The following is a 23,851-nucleotide window of genomic DNA, read 5'->3' on the forward strand; positions in this document are numbered from 1 at the left end:
CTACTGAAGTCCTGCGATTGCCAAGACCGGGCAACGGGTTATCATGCCCTTCATGTCGTTTGGAAATCGCACGGGCCGCCCCGGCCGATGAACGCTGGAGACGGGGCACGCGAACACGCGCCTTTGTCGAGGCAATCCATGGCGATCGCCGCCTTTTCGACGATCGTCGAATGGTACGATTTCACACTCTATCTCTATCTGGCCACCGTCCTGTCGCGGGTGTTCTTCGGTGGCAATGAAGCCGCGCTTTCGACCACACTGGGCGGTTTCGCGATTGCCTATCTGATGCGCCCCCTCGGCGCCGCAGTCTTCGGCCATGTCGGAGACCGATATGGACGACGGCGAATGATGCTGATGTCCATGGCACTGATGACGGCGGCCATGCTCGCCACTGCTGCCTTGCCCACTTATGCGAGCATCGGCCCGGCCTCTGGCTGGTTGCTGTTGTTCCTGCGCTGCATAATGGGATTTTCGGTGGGCGGCGAATATACCGGCGTGGTCGCCTACCTGATGGAAGGCGCGCATCGCGGGCGGCGCGGGCTTGTTACCTCCTCCGCCGCGGCGGCGAGCGAGTTGGGCGGGCTGCTGGCAGCGGGACTTTCCGCACTGGTGGTCAATGCACTGGCTCCGGCCGCACTCGATTCATGGGGCTGGCGCATACCTTTCCTGTTCGGCGCGGTTCTGGCCGGAGCCGTGCTGCTGGCGCGCGCCACGCTGGAAGAATCGCCCGAGTTCGAGCGGCAAGTCATCCACCGCACAGTTCCCGAGCAGCCGCTGCGTCAGGTCCTTTCCCGCCACCGCGCGGCAATCGCGCGCGGCTTCGCCATTTCCGCGCTGGGTTCGATCACCTACTATGTCGGCATCACCTATGTGCCCGTGTTCATCACGGGAACGGGCGTGATGGTAGAGAGCCAGGCGCTGTGGCTCTCTACGGCGGCGGCGGTCATGGTGATTTTCGTGACGCCTTTCGTGGGCGCCCTTTCCGACCGGATCGGACGGCGGCCGGTGCTGCTGGGAGTGGGCGTGCTTTCGGTTCTGGCGCCCGCCAGTTGCTTCGCGGCGATGGGCATGGGCTCATACGGCGCTGCCCTGATCGGCGCGCTGATATTGGCGGCGCTGGGCGGTGCGGTCAGCGCCGTAGGGGCAGTGGCTACGGCCGAACTGTTTCCCGGAGAAGGCCGGCTTTCGGGGCTTGCCCTTGGAGCAACTGCGGCAACGGCGATATTCGGCGGTCTTGCGCCATTCGTTGCCCACTGGCTGGTTGCGCTGACCGGGTGGCAAGCCGTTCCGGGCCTGATGATCGCCGCTGTCGCCCTCGGCGTTTTGCCGGTCTTTGCGATGATCCCCGAGACCCGGCCCACTCGTTCGGCCTGATGTCGACGCTTCCCCGCCTGTCGCGACGGGGAAGGGTGGAGAGGGTATTACAAAGGCTTAGAAGGCAACGCCCAGCGTTCCGAAGATCTGGCGCGGCGCCGACGAGTGGAACACCAGCAGCGTCCCGGCAGCGTCATCCGGTGCAAACACGCTGTTGTCGAAGTTCGACGCATAGCGCTTGTTAGTCAGGTTGGTGACGTTGAACGAAAGCTTCGCGCCCTTCACCACGCCGACCGAACCGAAGTCATACCCCACGCCGAGATCGAAGGTGGTGTAGCCACCGAAGCTCTGGTCGTTGGTGTATGTGTAGTAACGGCGGCCGGTATACTTGCCCTGAAGCGAGGCCGAGAAGCCGTTCTGCCGCACGGTCAGCACGCTGGAGACCATCTCCTTCGGCGTATCCACCTGCCGCTTGCCGGCGGTTGCCTTGACGACGCAAGTGGTCGTGCACCAGTTGAGATCGTCATCATAAGTGGACTTGTTGTACGATGCCGAGTTGTACCAGGTCAGCCACGGCGCCGGCTTCCACAATACGCCCAGTTCCACGCCCCGGCTGGTGACACCGCCGGCATTGTGGAAGGAATTGCCGCAGCCCGGATTCTGCTGCTGGTTGGTCGGGCACGGGTTGTACTGCAGCAGACGATTGTCGAAATTGACCCAGTAGCCGCTCAGTGCGAGCTGAACCGGGCCGTTCACATAGCGATAGCCGCCTTCGAAGCTGCGCGATGTCTCGGGCTTCAGCGTCTTGCCCTGCGCGTCCCAGACGGGCTGCGTCACCGACTGCGGGCCGAGTTTGAAGCCGCCCTGGAACATCGCCATGTTCTCGGCATAGCTGGCATAGAGTTCGTGGTGGTCCGCAACCTGCCAGTGCACACCCGCCTCCGGAAGGAAGAAGTCCTTGGCGGTGAGCGAACCCGTCGCGAACTGGCTGGAGGCCGGCGGCGGCGTCTTGGCGATACCGTCCTGCGCCTCGGCATCGGACCGCGAATAGGTGCCCTTGAAGCCGAAATCGATCGTTAGCGCGTCATCGAGCAGCTTGATCGTGTCCTGCACGTAGAACTGGCGCGTCTTCCACTTGGTTTCCTGCACCCACTGGGCCGTGTCAGGCTGGCCTTGCAGGAACTGGCCGAGATCGAACGGACCGGTGACATTCGCCCAGATATAGCGCGCAGCGCTGCTCTTGTTTTCCTCCAGCCAGAAGCCCGCCTGGAACTGGTTGAAGCCGACGTCCCAGGTGAGGCTGCCGAGCCCGCCGGTGCGGTTGATGGTGTAGCGCGTGTCGCGGATCTGGACCGGCACGTCGTCGTCAGTGGTCGCCGTGCCCTGCTTGGACCAGCCGACGATCCAGTTGTTGCCCGCACCCTTGTCGGTGTGGTGATAGACCTGCAGATGGGCGGTTAGGGACTTGGTGACGTCGAAGTCCCCGGCAACATAGAACAGGTTGTCGTTACGCAGGATCTGGCCGTTGGTATAGGTAACGTCGGCGTTCTTTTGCGGCTTGGGTGCATTGACGCACTTGCCCGGTGCGGTCGGGCCGGTCACCGTGCAATAGGCGACGCCGAGGTAGGACTGCCAGTCCGGCGCATAACCGCCCCAATCCCAGCCGAGGCGGCCAAGCATGTCCTTCGACAGATAGGGATCATCGGCCTGATTCGTACGCGAAATGTCCGCGAAGGCGGTGATCTTTCCGCCGGTGAATTCGTACTGCGCCTTGCCGTTGAGCTGCTTGCCGGTGGACCGGTTCCACGCGCGCTGGTTCACGAACAGGTCCTGCTCGCTGTACTGTCCGGAAACATAGGCCGAGAAACCGCCATGCTCGCCCGTATCGAAGCGCGCGAACGTGCGCAGGCTGTCCTGGCTGCCAAAGCTCTGGCTGGCCATCAGCCCCATTTCCTTGTGGGGGGCGCTGCTGAGGTAGATCAATGCGCCGCCAAGGTTGCTGGTCGACGCGATGCCAAGGCCGGCGATCCCGGTCGCGAGATTGGCCTCGCCGAGGTTCTCCGAAATCAGCGCGCGGCTGATCGAGAGGCCGTTGTAATTGTTGTAGGCGCCATCGCCCAGCGGCATGCCGTCGAGCGTGTAGCCGAGATGCGTGGTGCTGAAGCCGCGCACCTGAAGCGACAGCGACTGCTCGTTGAGACCCAGTGCGTCGATCGACTGCGCGCTGACGCCGGGAAGGAAGTTCAGCGCCTTCTGCACGCTGGTACCCGGGGGCAGGACATCGAGGTTCGCGGGCAGGAGCGTCGAAACCGAGCGGGTCTGGCCGCTGCCGATGACGACGATATCGCGGACTTCATTGCTGTCCGTCTCCGCCGGCGCGGCGTCTTCTGCCTTTGCCTGAGCGGAAACCGTAAAACTGGCGGCGGCCGCCAGGGCGAGAACCGATTTTTGTAACACGAATGCCCCCATGGAATTGGAAAGCGCCGCGTGACCCTGAGCCCGCGGCGCCTCGGGGGGCGCCTATTCCATGCGCGTGTGACGCTTTCGCTACAGATTGAAATATAAGCCAAAACTTTCGAGCAACGGAAAAGCGCAGGTCGCGTCATTCGATGATGAAGGGAGTGCCGCCTTCGTCCGGGTGTCATGCCGGTTGTCAATGCGCGGCATCAGGCTATGAGAGCCCGATGCCGCGACGCAAGGATATCTGGCAGTGCGGGCTGATTACCCGTCCTCTCGACGAGGTGCTTTCCCGGGGTTTCTCACCGGAAAGCGCGATATGGTTTCCGCCCGAGCCCGCCTTCACCTTTCTGGCCGACCCGTTCGGCTTCGACGATGGCGTGCACTTTCACGTCTTCGCCGAACAGTACGATTATCGCACCCGCCACGGCGCGATCGAGCGCCTGAGCTTCGACCGCGCATTCAGCCTCGTCGACCGGCGGCTGGTGCTGCGCGAGCCGTGGCATTTGTCCTACCCGCAAGTGTTCGAGGGCGAAGGCGCGGTCTGGATGCTGCCCGAGGCGCATCGCTCCGGGAAACTCACGCTCTATCGCGGCAATGCGGCGCTCGACGAATGGCGGGCCGAATGCGCGATCGAACTCGATTGCCTACCGGTCGACGCATCGATCCTTCGCCACGACGGGCGCTGGTGGCTGTTCTATTCCTCAGGCGAGAGCCGCGAGACCAAGCTCGGCTCGCTCCACGTGGCATGGGCGGAACGGCTAACCGGGCCATGGACCCCGCATCCCGGCAATCCGGTGCGCCGCAGCCGCGCTTCGGCTCGGCCGGGCGGCGTACCGGTGCTCGTGAATGGGACGATCGTGCTGCCCACGCAGGACTGCACGCGGACTTACGGCGGGGCGATCCGGCCGCTGTGGATCGACCGGCTGGACGAAACCGCCTTCGAAGCGCGCGAAGGCGATCCGCTGGCCTTTCCCGCGCAGTTCGAGGGCATGCACACGCTGAGCGGCTGGGGCGATGTCACGCTGTTCGACGTCAAGACCATCGACCGGTCGCTGGCCGGGATCGCGCTCGACCTCAGGCGGAGCCTTGGGCGATACGCTGATAGATAGCGTTGCCGGCGCGCGAAAAGCGCTCAGGCGAGAAGCGGTCCAGCATATCGGCGCGGGCGGAACGGCCCAGCGCCGATAGCCGCGACGGATCGCCCAGCGCGGCGCGCAGGCCTTCGGCAAGGCTTCCGGCGTCTCCGGGCGCGGCGAGCCAGCCGGTCTCGCCCGAGCGGATCGAATGGGCCAGTTCCCCGACGCGCGATGCCACGACCGGCAGCCCTGCCGTCAATGCCTCGTGTCCGGCGATGCAGAATCCTTCCGAACGCGAGGGCTGGAGATAGAGGTGGCAGTCGGCCAGAAAGCGTTTCGGCTCCTCGGTGTATCCGGCAAGGCGCAGGTTCTCGACACTCAACGTCCGGGCTTGCGCTTCAAGCCGCTCGCGCTCGGCGCCGTCGCCGGCAATCACGACCTCGCAAGGGACGGGCGGCACGAAACCGCCCTGCCGCAGCCGCGCCAGCGCCTCGATCAGCACGTCGTAGCCCTTGACCGGGTGCAGGCGGCCAAGGCTGCCGAGGCGCAGCACCTCACCCGGACGCCAGCCCTGCGCAACCGGCATGGCGGGATCGACGGCGTAGATCGGCCAGGTCTCCAGCCGCTGTTCCGATACGCCGAGGCGCTGCGTCGCGAACCTTGCGACCGAGCGGGAATCCGCCACCCACAACGAAGCCCGCGACTGAAGCAGGCGCAGCAGGCGCAAGTTCCACGGCTTCAGGAACGCGGCGTGCTGCCATGAAATCACCGGCAGGTTCATCAACGGTCCGGCAATCAGGCCCAGCAGCGTCGCGCGGCTGAGCGAGGTCCACAAGTGCGTGGCCCGCCAGGCGCGCACCTCGTGCATCATCCAGTGCAGGGCCCGGGCGTGGTCCTTTTCTCCGCCGTCGCGAACACGGGGATCGAGGCCCGCCGCCTCCATCGCCGGCAAGGCACGGCCGTCCCGGCGGGTAAGCGCAAAGACGCGCACTTCGGCGCCCGCCTCGGCCAGCACGCGCGCGACCGACGGCACCGGCAGCGCCGCCCCGCCGCCTTCCACCGAGTTGATGATATAGGCAATCCGCATCGCGCTCACCGTTGCAGGCTGCTGCGCCATACGAGGAAAACAAGCAGTCCGCTCGCAAGGATCGCCTGCCCGAGCGCCTGAATACCCGCGCCCATCAGGCCATACTGGTGGAGCAGCCACGGCATGGCCGAGAGGAAGACTAGGCTGGCGAACAGGTTCGCACTCATCGACCGGACGGGATGGCCCAGCGCGGAGATTGCCGAACTGCACGGCGGGCCGATCAGCGCGATGGCGCGGGCCAGCACGAGCACGATCATCACCCCGGCCGCCTCGGTAAATGCCTTGCCGGCCAGAAGATGCAGGATCTGCTGCGGGAACAGCGCCACGACCAGCACCACCGGAGCCGCCGCCAGCAGCCCGATCACCACGATCTTGCCGAGAATACGGCGCAGTGCCTTGCCGCCCCGCCCGCTCGCGACGACGTGGGACAGTTCTGCGTAAGCAGTATTGCCCAGGATCTGCGCGGGCTGCGCGATGATAACGGTGGCCCGTTGCGCCACCGAGAACAGGCCCGCCATGGCCGGACCAAGCACCCAACCCACGACCAGCGGCGCCACTCTGCCGGTCAACTCGCCCAGCGTGACATCAGCGTTGCTGGCGATCAGGAAGCGCCAGATTCCTTCATTTTCCTCTGCCGGGTCACCCTGTTCCGGATCCCACAAGGCGCTGCCCAACTCACGCGCGGCAACCCACAGGCCCATGGCCCAGAGCACCGCGAATTCGGCCAGCGCCGCCAGCAGCCATGCCACCAGAAACGAGCGCAGGCCCCAGCCGAAGGCGATCACGATCAGGGCCCCGCCCAACCGGACGACCGGCTGAACGAGATTGTGCAGCCCCAGCAGGTCGAAACGACCGCATAGCTGGAGATAGCCTGCCGGTGTCGAGCGCACTGATCCGAGAACCGCGAAAGCATAAAACGGCGCGAACGCCATCGCCTTGGGCGGCCAGTCGAGATGCGGCCCGACAAGCGGCACCAACAACATGGCCGAAACAATGGCCAGAGCCCCGCCGATCAGCTCTACTTTCGCGCCGAAGCGCAGGAGCCGGACCAGACGATGCGGCTCGTTCTTCTGCTGGGCCTCCGCGCCATAGCGCACGACGGCCTGCCATGAGGGGAACTCGACGATGCCGCAGACGGTCGTGACATAAGCATGGACCAGCACCAGCACGCCATATTCGGTCGGGCCGAGGAAACGGGTGGCCAACAGCAGATAGCCAAGGCTGATGATCCCCGCCCCAGCCTTGCCGCCCAGCACGAGGCCCAGCGATGTGAAGATCCGGCCGACGATTCCGTGCGGCCGGGCTGCATGCCCTACCTCGTGCGCAACATCGTTCGGGACGATTTCGTCCTGTGACCGGGCCATTCGTCTGGCGAACATGATATCGCCCGCCTCAGGCCGAAGCGCGCTGAAGCGGCCTGAGCGTTCGCACGCAACCGTTCGCGAAATCGACGATGGCCCGCGCCGCGCGAACCGAAGAGGGAGTGGACTGCAAGTCGAAGCTCTCTGCGAACAGGTCTTCCTGCACGCGGCGGTAATGGCTTTCGTGCAGATCTTCCGCGCGCGCGATGGCACCGGGCAGTTCCTCGGGCCCGGAAATGACCTCTCCGGCGGTCCAGTGATGGAAATTGGGATCGTCGCGCCAGGCATGGCCGTGGCTGTTCAGGAAGATGCAGGGACGCGGCCGCAGCAGGAATTCATAGACCTGACTGCTGGCGTCGCCAAGGTAGATGTCCGCCGACATCGTGTAGGTCATGTCGGTAGAGGCGCGGCTGCCAAGATCGATCTTGATGTTCTCGCCGCGCAGGAACTTCGGCGGGATCGTCCCGGCCTTCTCGACGGTCAGCTTATCGATGGTCACGACGAACTGCCGCTGGAACAGCATGACATGCGGCGCGAACAGGAGCCCGTTCCGCTCGTCTCCCAGAAAGTGTTCGAAAACGTCATGCCCGTCGCGATACCACGACGACAAGTGCGGCGAACAGTGCGGATTGTAGAGTACGACCTTTTCGGCCGTGGGAAGGAACCGCTTGGGCGCGGCATCGCGCTGGAGGTCGAACTTGGGATAGCCGACCATGCTGATCTGCGAGGGGTCGACTCCCGCTTCGGCAATCAGGCGGTCGCGGATCTTGGGGCCCGAGCAGAGCACGTGATCGAAGCTGGCGCTGGCCTTGTCGAAGCCGATCGCCCGGTCGCCCGCACCGTGGCGGGTATGGACGAAGGCAAGGTTGCGCAGGCCATAGCGATTCCTGAGGATCAGCGAGGTCTTCTCGGCCACCACCAGCACGTCGAGGCTGCGGAAGAAATCGAGATTGTCACGATAGATCAGGATCTTCGCCGCCGGGACAACCCGGCCGAGCAGCGAATCCATGCGCTTCGAAAACGCCGAGGGCGAAAGCTCGACATGTTCGATGCGCGTGCCGATGCGGTCCCCGCCCAGCCTGCGGACTTCGGCCGCGAGCGCGGCGTTGGTCGTCGCAACCACCAGTTCGCCCGAAAATCCGCCGTCCGCCATGGCCAGGGCAATGGGCAGACTGTGCGCGACCTGGTGAATCTGGTCGTGGTTGAAGAGGAATCCGATGCGCATGGTGCAGGGACGCCGCGCCCTCACCGATTCCGCACCCGGGTCCGAAATTTTTTTGAAATATGCCGCAACAAGACCGCTAGGCCGGGTCGGCCGCGGCGGCGAAGCGGGCTTCACGCCCTTGCGCGATAGCCTCACGCATCGTCGCGAGGTAGGCGGCGGCGGCGCGTTCGAGCGTAAAGTGCGCCGCATAGCCGCGCTCCACGGCGCAGGGCCTGGGCAGGGCCGCGCAACCGGCAATCGCCGCTGCCAGCCCCTGCGCATCCCCCACCGGCACGATCACGCCGCGCGTTCCGTGGCCGAGCAGCGATTTCATGCTGGAACAGCAATCGGTGGCGATCACCGGCAGGCCCGCCGCAATTGCCTCGATCACCACGGCGGGCACGCCTTCGTAGTTGGATGAGAGGATCAGGCAATCGGCATCGCGCAGGAAAGGATCGGGGCAGGCCACGTGACCGGCGAACGTGACATGGTTCTGCAAAGCCAGTTGCCGCACCTGCCGCTCCAGCGCGGCCCGGCCGCAGCCCTCGCCGACGATGGTGAGCCGGTCACCGGGTCGAAAACCCTCGGCAAAGGCCATGAGCAGCAGCGGCAGGTTCTTCTGGGCCGCCAATCGCCCCACCGCGACGAAGCGATGGCCGTGACCCTGCTTGCGCTCCCGCTCGATGGCGAGCAGCCGTTCGAGACGGGCCCGGTCAAGCGCCGGATCGTGGATGGTAGAGACCCGGTGATCGCCGACGCCCATGCCCTCGACGATCTCCTCGAACATCGGCTCGGCAAGCCCAACGAAGCGTTCGAGCAGCAGGCCGTTGATCTTGAGCCAGCACCGATACCATCGGCGCCGAAACGCCGTCTTGTCCGCCCGAACAAGGTCGTTGCTGACTTTTACCACTACCGGCGGGCAGCGCCCGCGCAGCAAGAGTTTCATCACCACGCAGACGATCGTGTACGTATTGCCGGGGCAGAAGATCACGTCTGCGCGGTTGCGGAGGAGATGGTGGAACAGGCACCATATCATCCACAGCGTTTCGAGGCGCGCGGTCGGAAACCGGAGCGGAGATCGATTGGGACGGATCCGGTAATCCAGCGTCCGGGGTGCATTGGCCCGGTCCAGCCCCTCGTCCCGCCCCAGCACGACCACGATCTCGTGGCCCAGATCCTGCCAATGGCGCGCCAGTCCCAACGCGACCCGCTCGACGCCGCCGGGCTCGAAACTGTGAATGGGAAGGACGATCCTGAGAGGCTGGGTCATGCCGGCATGACTCCGGACGCCCGATGGACCCGCACATGCCGATCAAAACGTCGCGTCGACGCCCAGTCTCACGGAGCGCGGGCGCATCGGCGTCTGTTGCAACCCGTCGGCCACGGTGAAAGGATTGCCGAAAGCGAACGTATTGCCCCGCTGGTCGAGCGCATTGTCGATATCCAGCGAGAGCCCCCAGCGCCCGAACCCGAGCCGCGCGCCCATCGAAAGATCGTAGTAACGGCCCTGCCCCAATGCGAAGGGCGCCACGATGGCCAGCTTCGAATGCCCGACGTAGCGCAGGGCGGCGTCTGCGGTCAGGTTCGCCCAGCCGAAGCCATGGGTATACTTGACCGCCGTCCGCCAGCCTTCGTCGGCAATGTTGGGCAGGTCGCGGTCATCGACATTATCGAACCCCGGCGCCGGATCGGACAAGTTGCTCGAATTGAGGAAGCCCGCAGCCTCGAAAGACAGCGCGTCGACCGGGTGCCATGCGAGTGACAGCGCGACATTGCGCACCCGTCCCGAACCGATATTGGCAATATAGGGCAGCCCGTCGACGCCGACGAGATCCGCCTGAATATCCCGCCAGCGCGCCACGGACGCGGCCAGACTGCCGGACAGACGCGCGCCCTTTTCCATGCCGAAGCGCAGGCCCACTTCCATCGTCTCGATACGGTCGGACACGAAGCGGTCGGCGCTGGGATCGGTGGCCGAACCGGTGACTTGCAGGCCGCCCGGCCGGTAGCCCTGCTGATAGCGCCCGTAGAGCAGCAGTCCCGCCCGGGGCTTCCACGCCAGCGCCGCCGAGGGCAGGAATCGCTTCTGGCGCCGCAGCGGCTCGTAATCGATATCATCGGGGTTACTGTTGTCGCTGCCCATGAACTCGCTGGTCTGGCGCACGTAGCTGTACCGGCCGCCCAGCGTAAGCTGGAAGGTACGGCCAAGCGGCACGCCGACCTCCCCGAACACGGCGGCGTCCAGAGTGACATTCGAGACGCTGGACAACGGTGCCGGCACATCGGGCGCGCCAAGGCTGCGGGCGGCGTGGTCGGTGTTGTGGAGCAGGCTGACACCCGCCAGCCATGTGCCGCGCGTGCCCCATTGCCCGCTCAGGCGCGTCTCGTGCGAGAACAGCCGGACGCCGATGTCCTCCTCGTACTTGCGGATCTCCTCGGGATCGACCGTCGCGTCGAACACGGTATCGATGCTCTGGCGGGCATAGCCCGTCGCCGAAACGAGCTGCATCCGGTCCCAGTCGCGCGAGACGGAGAGCCCGATGAGCCGGTAGTCGTTGTCGAACGGCTGGGCAATGTAGGACGAGCGGGTCAGATCGGGCTCGCCGCGCAGGGTATATTGGCCGTCGCGCGAATTGAGGTTCTGCCCTACCAGCGTGAGATCGGCTGTCCACGCCGCGTCCGGCTGCCAGCGCAGCGTTGCGCGAAGGCCGGTGCTGCTGTTGCGATTGATGTCGCTGAGGCCGCGCCGGGCATCGTCGATATAACCGCCGTCCACGGTACGATAGACCACGGTCCGCAAGGCCAGCTTCCGCGCCACGATCGGCACGTTGGCGACCAGCGCACCATCGCCGCCCGGTTCGCCTTTCTGCGTGAAGCGTAGGCCGAAGGCCCCTTCGGCGCTCCACCCGTTCGGATCGGGCGGCGTCGGCACCAGCCGAATGATCCCGCCCAGCGTCCCCGCGCCGTAGAGCGTGCCTTGCGGCCCTTCGAGCACTTCCACCCGCGTAATATCGTGCAGCGCAAGGTCCGGGTCCGGGGCGCTGTAGATTAGCCGCAAGTCGCCGAGGTACTGGCTGATCGTTGCCTGACTGATGCCGTTGAAGCTGCTGTCGGCAATGCCGCGAATGAAGATCTTGTTCCGCCCGGGACCCAGGTTGGTGGAGGAAAGCTCCGGAAGCTTGCCGAGAATGTAGCCAGTGCCCTGCCCTCCGGCCCGCGCGAGTTCCTCGCGCGTAGGTTCGACGACGGCAACGCTGGCAGGATAATCGGCAAGGCCGATACGCTGCTTGGTCGCCGTGACGACGATGTCCGGGCCCGAAGTTTCCAGCACCGGTCGGGGGTGCGGAGGAACGACCGGCACGCGATCCGGCGCGCGGGCGGCATGCGGCGCAAGTGGACGCCGGACCAGACGCACTGTCCGGGCATCGATGAACACCGCGTCATAGCCGCTGCCCGCAAGGAGCCGCCGCAGCGCGTCCGCTGCCTCGTAACGCCCCGAAAGACCGCGCGTGCGCAGGCTGTCGAGCTTCGGATCGCCCAGCACGATCGAAATCCCGCCCTGCTGCGCCAGCGTGATCAGGCCATCGGAAAGTCGTCCCGCAGGCACCGAGAAGGCGCGGATTTCCCCGGCCAGAGCCGGGGTGATGCAGACAGTATTGATGGCGACCGCAAAGAGCGCGGGAACAAACCAGTCATCGTGTAATCGACCACCCATCGGCTGTTTCGGTCACCTTCGCGCCAATCAGGAGTTCGACACGCCGGCGTAGCGATGCATTGTCGCCATCCAACTGTATCACACCTGTAAAACTGGCATGCGATAGTTCCGGACCCAGTTCGATGGCAATCCCCCGTGCCCGGGTAATGTCACCCACAACTTCGACAAGCGGCGCCTCGCGGTAGACCAGCTTGCCGCGTGTCCAGCTGCCGATATCGGCGGGCGCGCGGGTGCCTTCGACCAGCCGGTCCCCGCTGGCATCCAGCGTATCGCCCGCATTGAGGCGCAGCCGGGTTACCCCGTCCTCGAAGCGTACCGCGCCTTCCGCCACTTCGACCTGCAAGCCGCGCCCGCTCGACCGGACATTGAACACAGTGCCGACATCGACGATCCTCTGCGCGCCCACCGTCAATGCGAAGGGGCTGCCCGCGTCGTGCCGGATCGAGAACTGCGCCTCGCCAGACTTGAGTTCGGCCACGCGCGGATCGGACTTGCTGAGGACCAGCTCCGTACCGCCGTTGAGCGCGATCCGGCTGCCGTCGGACAGCGCCAACGTCCGCGATTCTCCGGGGGCGGTGCTGACGGTATATTCCTGCCCCATACGGCCCATCACGGCCCAACTGCCGACCGCGACAAGGGCAAAGGAGGCCGCCATGGCCGGCCACATCCAGCGCCGCCGACCTGCCGTTCCGCGTCCCGCCGCGACAGCCGCCACGGGAAGCTCCCCGGCTTCCGCCGGTTCCTGCCGGGCCAGCACGACGGCGGGTTCCAGCGCATGATCGGCATCGCAGATCGCCTCGTAAGCGTCGTTATGGCGCTCGTCAGCCTCCAGCCAGTGGGTGAATTCGTTCCACTCCTCCTCGCTCGCATCGGCGAGGCGCAAGTGCCAGGCAATCGCCTGCGACTGAATGTCGTGCTCAGCGGGACGAGCCATCGAACCCTCCTGTCATTCCGGTAGGCCCTGTCATCCCCGTAGATGGGGGCGTGTCCTCAAGCCGGTTTCGAATTTCGAGCACCGCGCGATAGGCGCGCTGCAAGTGCTTTTCCACCGCGCTCAGGCTGATGCCCTGTTCGATGGCGATATCCTTCTGCGAAGCGCCCTCTACCCGGAACTGGCGGAAAATATGGGCCGTGCGTTCCGGTAACTCGGCCAGTCTCGCCTCGACACGGGCAAGCTGGTCGCGCGCGACCAACGCGGTTTCTGGATCGGGCGCCGCATCGGCCTGTTCCTCGGCGGCATCCCCCCGCCCATGAGTCCCCGTGCTGGTCCGGGCATCGGGCCGCACTTCGATCCAGCCGGCGTCGCGGGCCTGACGGCGCGTTTCGGTCCGGCGGCGGGTATGCGCCATGTTGTTGACCATCTGGTAGAGATAGGCACGCGGCGAGCGGACCGGGCCGGTCACGCTGGTCTCAAGGCGGATGAACAGGTCTTGCAGCACGTCCTCGGCATCGGCCTCGCTGACACGGCGCGCCAGCAGAAACCGGCGCAGTTCCCCCCGCATCGCCAGACTGAGCTGCCGCAGACCGCCCTCGGCAGGCACTTCCTGCCCCAGCGACGTCATAGCCCGTCCTCCTTGCGCAATCGCACTCTCCTCGATCAGGTAAAGCAGATGTTCGGATGATCTTCCAGCGGCGGTCATGGCGCCCTCAAAAACGTGTCGTCAGCAGCAGGCTGACATCGCTGGCATGGCGCAGGCCGGTGCCGATGCCGCTGCCGCGGTTGCCGGAATGGCCGTCCAGCCCCAGCCAAGTGCGCGGCTCTCCCGCCGCGTCTCCATGGTCGAGCGCGAAGCGCCACGCCGCATGGAGGCCATTGGCGGCGACCGGTTCGCCATTGGTCAGGCGCAGCAGGTCACTCTCCATCGAGTGGCCGCCCCAGCCGCCCTGCTGGTAGACGCCGGCCGAAAGCGACCAGTCGCGCGCGTGCTCCCACGCCAGTTCGGCACCGACATAACTGGCGCGCGTTTTGGCCGGGAGCATCACCGCATCGGCGGCACGGCGACTGACCCTTCCGGCAATCGCGGTGAAGCGCACCAGATCCTCGCCGCCCAGCGCGTGCCAGGCATTCACCGACATGTGCTTGCCGCGAAAGCGGGCGCTGTCCCTATCGACCGCGCGCTCGACCGGATCGAGCGATTTGACCGCCAGAAAATCCATGCTCCATCCCGCATCGCCGGAATCGCGCTCGAAATGCACGGCCTTTGCCTGATCGGCTCCGGCCCGGTCCGACAGCGACCATTCGACCAGCTGCGGCAGGTAGTCGGCCCCCGCCGATCCTCGCAGCTTCTCGCCCTGCGCCTGAACATTCACGGGCGCTATCGCCAGCAAAGTGAACGCCACACCTGTCACCATGGATCGGCTCATTTCGTCCAACTCCATTCCCCATCCCGAGTTCGGGACATCGGCAAGACTCCGGCCGAGCGGCAGACCCGCACACGAATTTCCGCAGTGCGGGTCAGGCCACGGGGCGGCGTCTAAGCGGCATCCTGTTTCGGAGTGTCTTCTCCTCATGATCCGACTTGGCCTGAACCGAATTGGCGTTTGCGCCGTTGCCATGGTGGCCGCTCTTGCCGCCGCCAGTTTCGCCCGCCCTCTGCCCGCCGCCGTGCCGGATTTCGGCTTTGCGCCAATCTCGACCGCGCCCACGGGCAGCCTTACAGTAATGACCTACAACGTGGAGGGTCTGCCCTTCCCTGTCGCGTTCGGACGGGCTTCCGAGCTTGCCAGGATCGGCGGGCGACTGGCGGACCTGAGACGCCATGGCAGCCAGCCCCATGTCGTGGCATTGCAGGAAGCCTTCATTCCCGAAGCCAAGGCCATCGCGGCCGAGGCGGGCTACCGCTACGTGGCGACCGGCCCGCAGCAAGCCGAAGCATCGAACCTTCCGGCAGGATCGCAAACCGACCCTTCACTTACCGCGCTTATCCGGCAGACCTCCTGGAGCAAGGGCGAAGCGGACGGCAAATGGGTCGATAGCGGGCTCGTCATCATGTCCGACTATCCGATCGTGGCGACGCGCCGCATGGCCTATCCGAAGGACATCTGCGCCGGATATGACTGTCTGGCCGCCAAGGGCGTGCTGCTCGCCTGGATCCGGGTTCCCGGACAAGGCCAACCGATCGCCATTGCCGACACCCACCTCAATTCCCGCGCCGCGTCGGGCGTGCCGATTGCGCGGGCCAACGCCGCCTATCGGGCCCAGTTGGCGCAAGCGCGCGCGTTCATCGGCGCCAATGTGCCGTCCCAGACCAGTCTTGTCTTCGCGGGCGACTTCAATGTCGGCCACGACCCGATGCGCGTGGCCGCCGCCGATGCCGCCATGGGCTCGGCACTGGAGACCACCGAGGCTTCCAGACAGTTTGCCGGCGCTCCGAACGCCGATCTGGCCGCCGTGGTGAAGCGCGCGAAAGACAAGCAATATTTCCGCTCTGGCTTCGGCCAGGTGCTGCACTTCACCGGAGCACATGTGCCCTTCGGCAAGACGAACGGCGGCGACACGCTCTCCGACCACTTCGGTTACGTCGTGACATATTCGCTGCGATAGGCAGCGCCTCAACCCGGTGAGGACGAGGCGTCCGTCGCTTCCGGCGGCGCCGGGTCGGGATGCGTCACCAGCCGGGCCAGCTTGGGCAGAAGCCGCTGCTCGAAGCCGTCGATGATCTCGTAGATCACCGGCACCAGCACCAGCGAGAGCATCGTTGAGGTCAGAATGCCACCGATCACCGCGATGGCCATGGGCTGCCGGGATTCAGAACCCTCGCTGATCGCAAATGCTGTGGGCAGCATGCCCGCGATCATCGCCACCGAGGTCATGATGATCGGCCGGGTTCGCTGCGCACAGGCTTCCTTCAGTGCCTCGCGCACCGGCGCACCGGCCCGCTCCGCCTCGATGGCGAATTCCACCAGCAGGATCGAGTTCTTGGCGCAGAGGCCCATGAGCATGAGCAGGCCGATCAGCACCGGCATGTCGATCGCAAAGCCCAGCAGGCGCAGCGCGGCGAAAGCTCCGAGCAGGCTGAGCGGCAGCGCGCCCATGATGACCGCAGGCTTGAAGAAGCCCCGGAACAGCAGGACCAGCACGGTATAAGTCAGCCCGACCCCGGCAAACAGCGCCAGCACGAAGCCGACGAACATCTCCTCCATGATCTGGGTCGTGCCCTGCTGCGCCTCATGCACGCCGGCGGGCAGGTGCTGCATCGTCGGCAGGGTCCGCACGGACTGCATGGCCGATCCGATCGCCTCGCCCACGGCAAGGTCCGCCTCCACGCTGACGCGGCGCTCGCGGTTGTAGCGCACGATCTTGCCGGGACCGGCGTGGAAATGGATATCGGCGACGCTGGACAGCGGCGTCGTGTTGCCGTCACGCGTGGGCACACGCAGGCCGGAGATCGCCGAAAGGTCGTTCCGCGCGCTTTCGGGCAGGCGTACGCGGATCGGCAGGCGCTGCTCGCCTTCGGAGAACTTCGCGACCGAGGCGTCGATGTCGCCGATAGTGGCTATGCGAACGACATTGGCGAGCGTCACGGTATCGACGTTGAGCCGCGCGGCTTCTTCGGGACGCGGAGTAATCACCAGTTCGGGGCCCGGCGCCGAGGGGCTCGGGCGCGGATCAGCGATTGCCTTCAGGCGGCGCATCTCACGCAGAAGCTGCATCTGCGTGCGTTCGAGCGTCGGCCCGTCGGCACCGGCGATCACCACCGAAACGGCTGCCTGTCCGAAGTTGCCCTGATTGTAGAACCGCGCCTCGGGAATAGCGCGCAGTTTCGGGCCGATTCGGGCCTGGAACTGCTCTGAGGTCTCGTCTCGGTCGTGGCGCAGCAGCACCGTCAGCGTGCCGTCCTTGAGGTCCGTGCCGCCGCTGTTCAGCCCGCCGCCCGTCGAGCCGACTTGCGCGAAGACATCCTCGACATCGGACTCGTGCATCAGGATCCGCGTCGCCTGTTCGACCGCGCGGTTCATGTCGTCCCGCGTGGCGCCGGGCGCGCCTTCCACAGCGAGGTAGATGTAATTGCGGTTCTGCGTCGCCTGGAAACCGATCTGGAGTGTCGAGGCAATCACCAGTGCCAGCACCAGCAGCCCCATGCCGATGGCGGTGCAGATCCGGGGCCGGGCCAGCGCCCAGTCGAGCGCCCGCGCGTGCCATGGATGAAGCCGCGCCCCGGCGACAGTCGAGGTGCGCAAGTGGTGGGGCTTGAGGAAATAGGCGGCCATCAGCGGCGTCAGCAGCCGCGCCACCACCAGCGAGAACGTGACCGCCGCCGCCACGGTAAGACCGAATTCGCGAAAGAACTGCCCCGCCTGTCCGGGCATTAGCGAGACCGGCGCGAAGACCGCGATGATCGTCGCCGTAGTGGCAATCACCGCAAGCCCGATGGAATCGGCACCGATCAGCGCGGCCTGATAGGGGCTTTCGCCCTTCTCGATGCGTTTCTCGATGTTCTCGATCTCGACGATGGCGTCGTCGACCAGAATGCCGATCACCAGTGTCAGCGCCAGCAGGGTGATGCCGTTCAGGCTGAACCCCATCGCCGCCATGTAGATGAACGTCGGGATCAGCGAGAGCGGCATAGCTACCGCCGCAATCGCCGTCGCCCGCCAGTCGCGCAGGAACAGGAACACGACGACGATCGCGAGGATCACGCCCTCGATCAGCACGTCCACCGTGGCCATGAAGCTGCGGCGGGTGAGATCCGCCGTCGAGACGATCTTGTCGAACGTCACGCCGGGATGCTTCGCGGAGAGGCCGGCGATGGCCTTCGCCACGCCGTCCGATACGGTCACGTCGCTCGCATCGCTGGTCTTGGACACCTGGATCGCCACCACTGGCCGTCCGGAGAGACGCGCGAAGCCGCGAACTTCGCCCTGCCCGTCACCCACTTCGGCAATGTCGGAGAGACGCACGTAGCGTCCCTGCACCGGGATCGTCAGCTCGCGGATGCGGGCCACGTCGGCGGCCGAGCCGATCACGCGCACCGTCTGCTCGACCGCGCCGATATTGGCCCGGCCGCCCGGCGCGTCGGTGTGGAAGGCGGCCAGCGCGGAATTGACCTGCGCGCTTGTCACGCCCAGCCCGGCCATGCGCTCGGGATCGAGGATCACCGTGATTTCGCGCTCGGCACCGCCTATGCGCGAGACTTGCCCGACGCCACGCTCGGCCTGAAGCGTGCGCGTCACTTCGTTGTCGATGAACCACGCCAGCTGCGTGTCGCTCATTTCCGGCGCAGTAACCGCGTATGTGACGATCGGCGCGCTGTCGAGGTCGATGCGCTGCACGGTCGGGGGATCGATACCCTGCGGCAGTTCCACGCGGGTCCGCTCCACTACCGTGCGGACATCGTCAGTGGCCTTCTGGATATCGCTGCCCAGCTCGAATTCGAGCGAGGTCGTCGATGCGCCCAGCGTCACTGTCGAACTGATGTTCTTGATCCCCGGCACGCCGGTCAGCGCGTTCTCGATCGGGCGGGTGATCTGGTTTTCCATCTCGGTCGGTGCCGCCCCGCTCTGGGTGACGGTGACCGTGACGATGGGCAGGTTGACGTTGGGGAACTGCTTCACCGGCATCCGCATGTAGGCGACCACGCCCGACACGGTAAGCAGTATGAACAGTAGCGCGACGGGGATCGGATTACGGATCGCCCAAGCGGAAATACGCAAGTTCACTTGGCGGCTCCCGCGATACGAACCTTATCGCCGTCCAGCGTGAAGGCCGCGCCCCGGACCGCGACGCGGCTTCCCGCAGGCGGTCCGTCACGCAGCTCCACCAGGCCATCGGCATGACGCCCGGTGCGGACCTTGAGGCGATGGACGTGGTCGTCGCGGTCGATAATCATGACGTTGGCGCCATCGGCATCGTAGCGCACCGCTGCCTCGGGCAGCGCCAGCACTTCCGCCTCGCGCGAGAACGTGGCCCGGGCAAAGCCGCCCTGACGCAGTTCACGGTCCACCGGCAATGCGATGCGGGCGATGACGACTCCGGTATTGCTGTCCACGCGTTCGCCGATCAGGCGCACATGGCCGTTGAGCGTGCGCCCCGATGCCAGTGTGACCTGTACCGGATCGCCAATCTTGATGCCGGCAGCGTCCACTTCAGGCAGTTCGGCGTAAAGCTCCAGCAGGCTGTCGCGTGCCATCGTGAACATCGCCGTGCCTGTGCTCGACGTTTCGCCGGGACGCGCCGTGCGTTCGAGCACAAGCCCATCGGCTGGTGCCCGGATCGAGAGGTGATTCTGCCGCACGAGCAGGTCGTTGAGCTGGGCCTTGGTGGCCGCCTCGGCCGCGGCGGCATTGCGCTGCGCAAACTTGCGGGTGGCGATCGCCTCGGCGGAGAGGACGCCCTGCCCTTCCAGGCCGTCTACCCGGCCCGCCTGTTCGCGCGCCTGCTCATAGGCGACCTGCTGCTGCGCAAGGCTCGCGCGGAGCTGCCCGATCTGCGAGACCAGCAGACTGTCGTCGAGTTGTGCCAGCACTTGCCCAGCGCGGACGACGGCCCCTTCCTCGACGAAGACGCTGGCGATCCTGAAGCCAGAGAGATCGGCGGACACCGCCATCTCCTCACGCGGGACGAAGCGGCCGGAAGCGGTCAGGCCGCCGCTCATCGCCCGCTGCGTGACCGTGGCCACTGTCACTGCTTGCGGCGGCATGACTTCCTTGCGAGCGGCATCGTGCCCTTTGCAACCGGCCAGAAAAGTCAACGCGGCAAGCACGGAAACGGCGACAGTGGAGCGGAAAACGGGCAACTTCATCATTGCGCTCCTTGCGCGGTCTGTATCTGCACCTGATTCTGGGCATCCCAGCCTCCGCCCAGCGCGCGCACGGTCGAAACCGTCCCGGTCAGCAGCGCCAGCCGCCCCTGATCGCGTGCGGCGCGTGCCTGAAGCCAGGTCTGCTCAACCTGCAAAACGGTGGTGAGATCGGTGAGGCCCGCGCGATAACCGCGCAGCGCGCTGTCATAGGCCAAGCGCGAGCGAGCTTCGGCACGTTCCAGATCGGCCATGCGGTTGCGGTTCGCGGCCAACCGGACGAGTGCGTTTTCGGCCTCGCCATAAGCGTTCTGCACGGTCTGTTCGTAGGAAACGACAGCTTGCTGCCCCTGCGCCTCGCTCACCCGCAGCTGCGCCATGAGCCGAGTGCGATCGAGCAGCGGAACGGTCAGCCCCGCCGCCAGCGACCACAAGGCACTGGCACCGCCCGCCGGCCCGGTCGTCGCAGACAGGGCAAGGCCCGGCTGGATGTCGAAACGGGGGAACAGCGCGAGCCGGTTCACCTGCACGCCCAGCACCGCCGATTCCACGTCGAGGCCCGCCGACAAAACATCGGGCCGCCGCGCGAGAAGCAATCCCGGCGTCACGGCGGGCAGCACCGGTGCGTCGTCCACCCGCGCCTCGATGGGAAGGCTTTCGGTCGGCGCGTTCGGCGTGCCGACGAGGATCAGCAGCGAGCGCTTGGACGCCTGCAATTCGCCCTCAAGCCTCGTCACTTCGGCAGCGGCACTGGCAAGATCGGCGTCGAGCCGTGCCGCGTCTTGCCCCGAAGTCAGTCCGTGCGCTTCGCCGAGTTGGGCACTCTTGGCCAGATCGGTCGCGATCTTGAGGCGTTCGCGAGCGGTTCCAAGATCGATCGCCGTGCCGCGCGCCTGAAAAAGCGCGGTCGCCACGTCCGCTGCCAAGGCGAGCCGCACGCCGTGCCAGTCGAGCGTGGAGGACGCATATTGCACATCCGCCTGCTCACGGATCGCGGAGAGGCGGCCGAACAGGTCAACCTCCCAACTCGGGTAGAATGTAACCTGATAGCTGTCGTCGCCGGGCACGTTTGCCCCCTGCCCCGAGATCCGGCGCGTCCCCTGCTCGGTGGCGGTGGCGGAAAGGCTGCCGGTCGGCAAAGTGCTGGCGCGGTTGACCGAGCGGGTCGCCCGCGCCTCGGACAGGCGGGCATAGGCCAGTCTCGCCGTGGTGCTGCGGGCCAGCGCGGTATCGATCAGCCCGGAGAGCTGAGGATCGCGGAAGCTCTCCCACCAGCGGTCGAGCGAGGCTTCGGGCAGCGTCCCGGCCGGTGCCGCATTCGCTTCGAAAGCGGGGGGCAGCGCCGTGTCGGCCTGCGGAAGGTGGACTTGCGGCGCGCAGCCGCAGAGCAGCACCGCGATGGCAGAGACTGAGAGCCTCGCCGCCCGTTCCGCCCCGTTTCGGAGATTCGCCCGCATTCCTTGAACCTTGCGCCCACGATGTTGCTCAATGGGCTGCGGGTAGCAGCGCGAATTTAAATATACAATGATGTTTCTTTAATCCTTGGCCACCGATCGCGGATGCGGCTATGACAGCCATCGACGAACGCCGGAGGGGGCAGCAGCGACAATGGAAGAGTCCGTTCAGGAAGCCCGCAGCAAGGGTAGGCCCAGTCTGGAGGAAGCTGCCTCGATAGACCGCGCGATCCGCGACGCCGCGCTCCACGAACTGCTGGAAAAGGGTGAGGCCGCCTCGCTGAATGCCGTTGCCAAGGCTGCGGGACTGTCGCGCAAGACCGTCTATGCGCGGTACTCCAACAAGACCGATCTCTTCGTCGATGCCGTGCGTGAAGTGCTGGGCAATGCCGGGCCGATCACGTTCGACTTGTCCGGTTCGCTGGAGCAGCGCCTGAGCAGCTATGTGCTGGAAGCGCTGGCAGTCCTTGCGCGCCCCCACGCCCAGGCGTTCCGGAAAGCGCTGTCGATGAACCCCGGCTCGATGGCGGAACTGCGCGACGAACTGATCGAGGCGTCACACGCGATGTTCCACGCCCCGCTGAGCGCAATGCTGGCCGACGCACAGACACGCGGCGAGCTGGCCGACAATACGGACCGTGAGGAATGCGCCCGGCTTATCATGGTGATGACTCTGCTGGGCACGGAGATCCGTGCCGATCCGTCCGAAGATGCGCGCGGCAATGCCCACCACGCCCGTTTCCTCGCCGCGCTGATTGTCAACGGGATCGGCAGGCCAGCGGCACCGCAATAGCGGGAAAGCCTCAGCCTCCGCGATGCTGGCCCGTCGCCGAACCTTTCATTCCGGCCGCCATCGCCATCAACGCGTCTCGCCTGGGCATCGACAGCAGCTTGTCGAACGTCGCGCGATAATGCTCGCTGCTGACGAACGTGGGCCCGTTGCGGATATTGTCGAGCGCAAGTTCGGCAACATCCTCGGCCTTCATCACGTTGCGCAGAGTCGCAGGATCGACACCGGCGCGCGCCGCCGCTTCCGATTCCGTGGCACCGGGGCACACCGTCAGCACGTCAACCCCGTCCGGCTGCAATTCCGCCCACAACGCCTCACCCAGCGATTTCACCAGGGCCTTGGTCGCGGAATAGGCGGCTGAATAGGGGCACCCGATCAGGCCCTCCACCGAACTGGTGAGAATGAAGCCGCCCCTGCCCCGCTCCCGCAGCCTGGGCGCAAAGCCGCGCGTCAGTTGCATCGGCACATTGCAGTTGACCTGCAACATCTCGGCCATCGCCAGCGGATCGTTGTCGGCGTGATCCCCCTTCATTCCGAAGCCTGCGTTGCTGACGACAAGCCCCACGTCGAGCGCCGCCGTGGCCGAAAGCATCCGTTCAGCAGCGTCTGGCCGCGCAAGGTCGACCGGGCAGACCTCCACACCCACGCCATGGTCACGCGCCAAACCTCCCGCGAGGTCCTGCAAGCGCTCGACACGCCGCGCCACCAGCACAAGGTCCAGCCCCCGCGCCGCCAATGCCTCCGCAAAAGCCGAGCCGATGCCCGAAGATGCCCCGGTGACCAGCGCGACAGGACCGTAGCGCTCCTTGAAATCAGGCATTCGCGGTGCTCTCCCCATGTACTTCAGCCAAAAGCCGCCGCGCGGCCTCCACGCATTTGGACAGCCGCGCATGCGGGCCGACACCCACTTCCGCCTCGCTACGCAAGGGCAGCTCCAGCGCATAGACCCGGTCGTGCGGCAACGCCGCGACGATCTCGCGAAGGCCGAGTTCACCCTCGCCCGGAGCCACCCGTTCGAACATCGATTCCTCGAAATAGCTTTCAAATCGCGGTTCCAGCGGGGCATCGCAGAACTGGATGTAGCCGATCAGATCGGGATCCAGCGCCGCGAGGTCAGCCGCCCCGGCCCCGGACCGGACAAGGTGCATGGTATCGATCAACAGCCGGAAATCCGCCCGCCCGACATGGCGCAGCGCCGCCAGCGCGGTGGACAGGTCCGCGACCGACAGCGACGGCGCGAACTCGACCATCGTCTCCATCCCGCGCGCCGCAACCATCTCCGCAAGGATGCCGAACTGGTCGAAACTGCGGGCGAGGTCCGGATCGAGACTGACCGTGTTGATCCGCTCGGCGCCCAGTTCGGCCATTACATCAAGGTCGCCGGCAAGATCCCGCACATCGCTGCCCGCGCGGACATTCATGCCCTCGCCCAGCGAAATGGTGATGCCCCGCTCCTGCATCGCCGCAGTCGTCGCCCGCCGCAGCGCCGCGTCATCGCGCAGGGAGAACGGCGCATAGCCGTGGGGGTTGTATCCCACCGCGGTCAGCCCGGTCGAGATGTGCCGGCACCCGAGATCGGCCGCCAGGTGCACGAATTCGACCGGGGGCAGACCGAACACGGTGATCATTTCGATACCCAGTCGGGCCATGG

Annotated in this window: 18 protein-coding genes; 4 read left to right on the forward strand and 14 right to left on the reverse strand. The window is 65.9% G+C overall.

Features of this window, described 5'->3' with window-relative positions:
- Positions 1 to 138 precede the first annotated feature (138 nt).
- Positions 139 to 1,374 (forward strand): MFS transporter, encoded by a 1,236-nt coding sequence (locus AC1VVM_RS20040; protein WP_482905506.1) that lies wholly within the window; start codon positions 139 to 141, stop codon positions 1,372 to 1,374.
- 57 nt (positions 1,375 to 1,431) lie between these two features.
- Here AC1VVM_RS20040 and AC1VVM_RS20045 read toward each other — a convergent pair whose 3' ends face one another.
- The gene (locus AC1VVM_RS20045) at positions 1,432 to 3,771 is read right to left on the reverse strand and encodes a TonB-dependent receptor (protein ID WP_482957213.1); all 2,340 of its coding nucleotides are present in this window, start codon (positions 3,769 to 3,771) and stop codon (positions 1,432 to 1,434) included.
- A 227-nt stretch (positions 3,772 to 3,998) separates the two neighbouring features.
- Between AC1VVM_RS20045 and AC1VVM_RS20050 the strand changes: the two genes are divergently transcribed.
- Positions 3,999 to 4,883, forward strand: coding sequence for a glucosamine inositolphosphorylceramide transferase family protein (locus tag AC1VVM_RS20050; protein WP_482957214.1), 885 nt, complete (start codon positions 3,999 to 4,001; stop codon positions 4,881 to 4,883).
- Here AC1VVM_RS20050 and AC1VVM_RS20055 read toward each other — a convergent pair.
- From AC1VVM_RS20055 to AC1VVM_RS20090, 8 genes are all read right to left on the reverse strand, one after another.
- Positions 4,849 to 5,937 carry a glycosyltransferase family 4 protein gene (locus tag AC1VVM_RS20055; RefSeq protein ID WP_482906762.1) on the reverse strand — a complete coding sequence of 363 codons (1,089 nt, stop codon included), beginning with the start codon at positions 5,935 to 5,937 and terminating at the stop codon, positions 4,849 to 4,851. The genes AC1VVM_RS20050 and AC1VVM_RS20055 overlap by 35 nt on opposite strands.
- A 5-nt stretch (positions 5,938 to 5,942) precedes the next feature.
- Positions 5,943 to 7,316 carry a lipopolysaccharide biosynthesis protein gene (locus AC1VVM_RS20060; RefSeq protein WP_482905509.1) on the reverse strand — a complete coding sequence of 458 codons (1,374 nt, stop codon included), beginning with the start codon at positions 7,314 to 7,316 and terminating at the stop codon, positions 5,943 to 5,945.
- Between the two features lie 13 nt (positions 7,317 to 7,329).
- The gene (locus tag AC1VVM_RS20065; RefSeq protein ID WP_482905510.1) at positions 7,330 to 8,523 is read right to left on the reverse strand and encodes a hypothetical protein; all 1,194 of its coding nucleotides are present in this window, start codon (positions 8,521 to 8,523) and stop codon (positions 7,330 to 7,332) included.
- Positions 8,524 to 8,599: 76 nt separating this feature from the next.
- Positions 8,600 to 9,772, reverse strand: coding sequence for a glycosyltransferase (locus AC1VVM_RS20070; protein WP_482957215.1), 1,173 nt, complete (start codon positions 9,770 to 9,772; stop codon positions 8,600 to 8,602).
- A 42-nt stretch (positions 9,773 to 9,814) separates the two neighbouring features.
- The gene (locus AC1VVM_RS20075; RefSeq protein WP_482957216.1) at positions 9,815 to 12,217 is read right to left on the reverse strand and encodes a TonB-dependent receptor; all 2,403 of its coding nucleotides are present in this window, start codon (positions 12,215 to 12,217) and stop codon (positions 9,815 to 9,817) included.
- Positions 12,195 to 13,151 (reverse strand): FecR family protein, encoded by a 957-nt coding sequence (locus tag AC1VVM_RS20080; RefSeq protein WP_482905513.1) that lies wholly within the window; start codon positions 13,149 to 13,151, stop codon positions 12,195 to 12,197. The genes AC1VVM_RS20075 and AC1VVM_RS20080 overlap by 23 nt, the downstream gene beginning before the upstream one ends.
- Positions 13,135 to 13,857, reverse strand: a complete 723-nt coding sequence (locus tag AC1VVM_RS20085) for an RNA polymerase sigma factor (protein ID WP_482905514.1) — start codon at positions 13,855 to 13,857, stop codon at positions 13,135 to 13,137. Before AC1VVM_RS20085 ends, AC1VVM_RS20080 begins: the two co-directional genes overlap by 17 nt.
- A gap of 7 nt (positions 13,858 to 13,864) precedes the next feature.
- Entirely contained in the window at positions 13,865 to 14,581 is a 717-nt protein-coding gene (locus AC1VVM_RS20090; RefSeq protein ID WP_482905515.1) for a hypothetical protein, read from the reverse strand.
- Positions 14,582 to 14,726: 145 nt separating this feature from the next.
- On the opposite strand from AC1VVM_RS20090, the gene AC1VVM_RS20095 reads away from it, so the two are divergent.
- Positions 14,727 to 15,761, forward strand: coding sequence for an endonuclease/exonuclease/phosphatase family protein (locus AC1VVM_RS20095; protein WP_482957217.1), 1,035 nt, complete (start codon positions 14,727 to 14,729; stop codon positions 15,759 to 15,761).
- An 8-nt stretch (positions 15,762 to 15,769) separates the two neighbouring features.
- Here the strand turns inward: AC1VVM_RS20095 and AC1VVM_RS20100 are convergent, their stop codons facing one another.
- From AC1VVM_RS20100 to AC1VVM_RS20110, 3 genes are read right to left on the reverse strand one after another with little or no spacing between them, the layout of a single operon-like run.
- The gene (locus AC1VVM_RS20100; protein WP_482905517.1) at positions 15,770 to 18,877 is read right to left on the reverse strand and encodes an efflux RND transporter permease subunit; all 3,108 of its coding nucleotides are present in this window, start codon (positions 18,875 to 18,877) and stop codon (positions 15,770 to 15,772) included.
- Entirely contained in the window at positions 18,874 to 19,959 is a 1,086-nt protein-coding gene (locus AC1VVM_RS20105) for an efflux RND transporter periplasmic adaptor subunit (RefSeq protein WP_482905518.1), read from the reverse strand. The genes AC1VVM_RS20100 and AC1VVM_RS20105 overlap by 4 nt, the downstream gene beginning before the upstream one ends.
- Positions 19,959 to 21,413 (reverse strand): efflux transporter outer membrane subunit, encoded by a 1,455-nt coding sequence (locus tag AC1VVM_RS20110; protein ID WP_482957218.1) that lies wholly within the window; start codon positions 21,411 to 21,413, stop codon positions 19,959 to 19,961. The genes AC1VVM_RS20105 and AC1VVM_RS20110 overlap by 1 nt, the downstream gene beginning before the upstream one ends.
- A 151-nt stretch (positions 21,414 to 21,564) precedes the next feature.
- Between AC1VVM_RS20110 and AC1VVM_RS20115 the strand changes: the two genes are divergently transcribed.
- Complete coding sequence (locus tag AC1VVM_RS20115; protein WP_482957219.1) at positions 21,565 to 22,203, forward strand: TetR/AcrR family transcriptional regulator; 639 nt, start codon at positions 21,565 to 21,567, stop codon at positions 22,201 to 22,203.
- 10 nt (positions 22,204 to 22,213) lie between these two features.
- Here AC1VVM_RS20115 and AC1VVM_RS20120 read toward each other — a convergent pair whose 3' ends face one another.
- A complete protein-coding gene (locus AC1VVM_RS20120) occupies positions 22,214 to 23,020 on the reverse strand; it encodes an SDR family NAD(P)-dependent oxidoreductase (protein WP_482957220.1) in 807 nt (268 codons plus the stop codon).
- Positions 23,013 to 23,849 carry a sugar phosphate isomerase/epimerase family protein gene (locus tag AC1VVM_RS20125; protein ID WP_482957221.1) on the reverse strand — a complete coding sequence of 279 codons (837 nt, stop codon included), beginning with the start codon at positions 23,847 to 23,849 and terminating at the stop codon, positions 23,013 to 23,015. Before AC1VVM_RS20125 ends, AC1VVM_RS20120 begins: the two co-directional genes overlap by 8 nt.
- Positions 23,850 to 23,851 lie beyond the last annotated feature (2 nt).

Source organism: Novosphingobium sp. BL-S-33 (genome assembly GCF_056857025.1).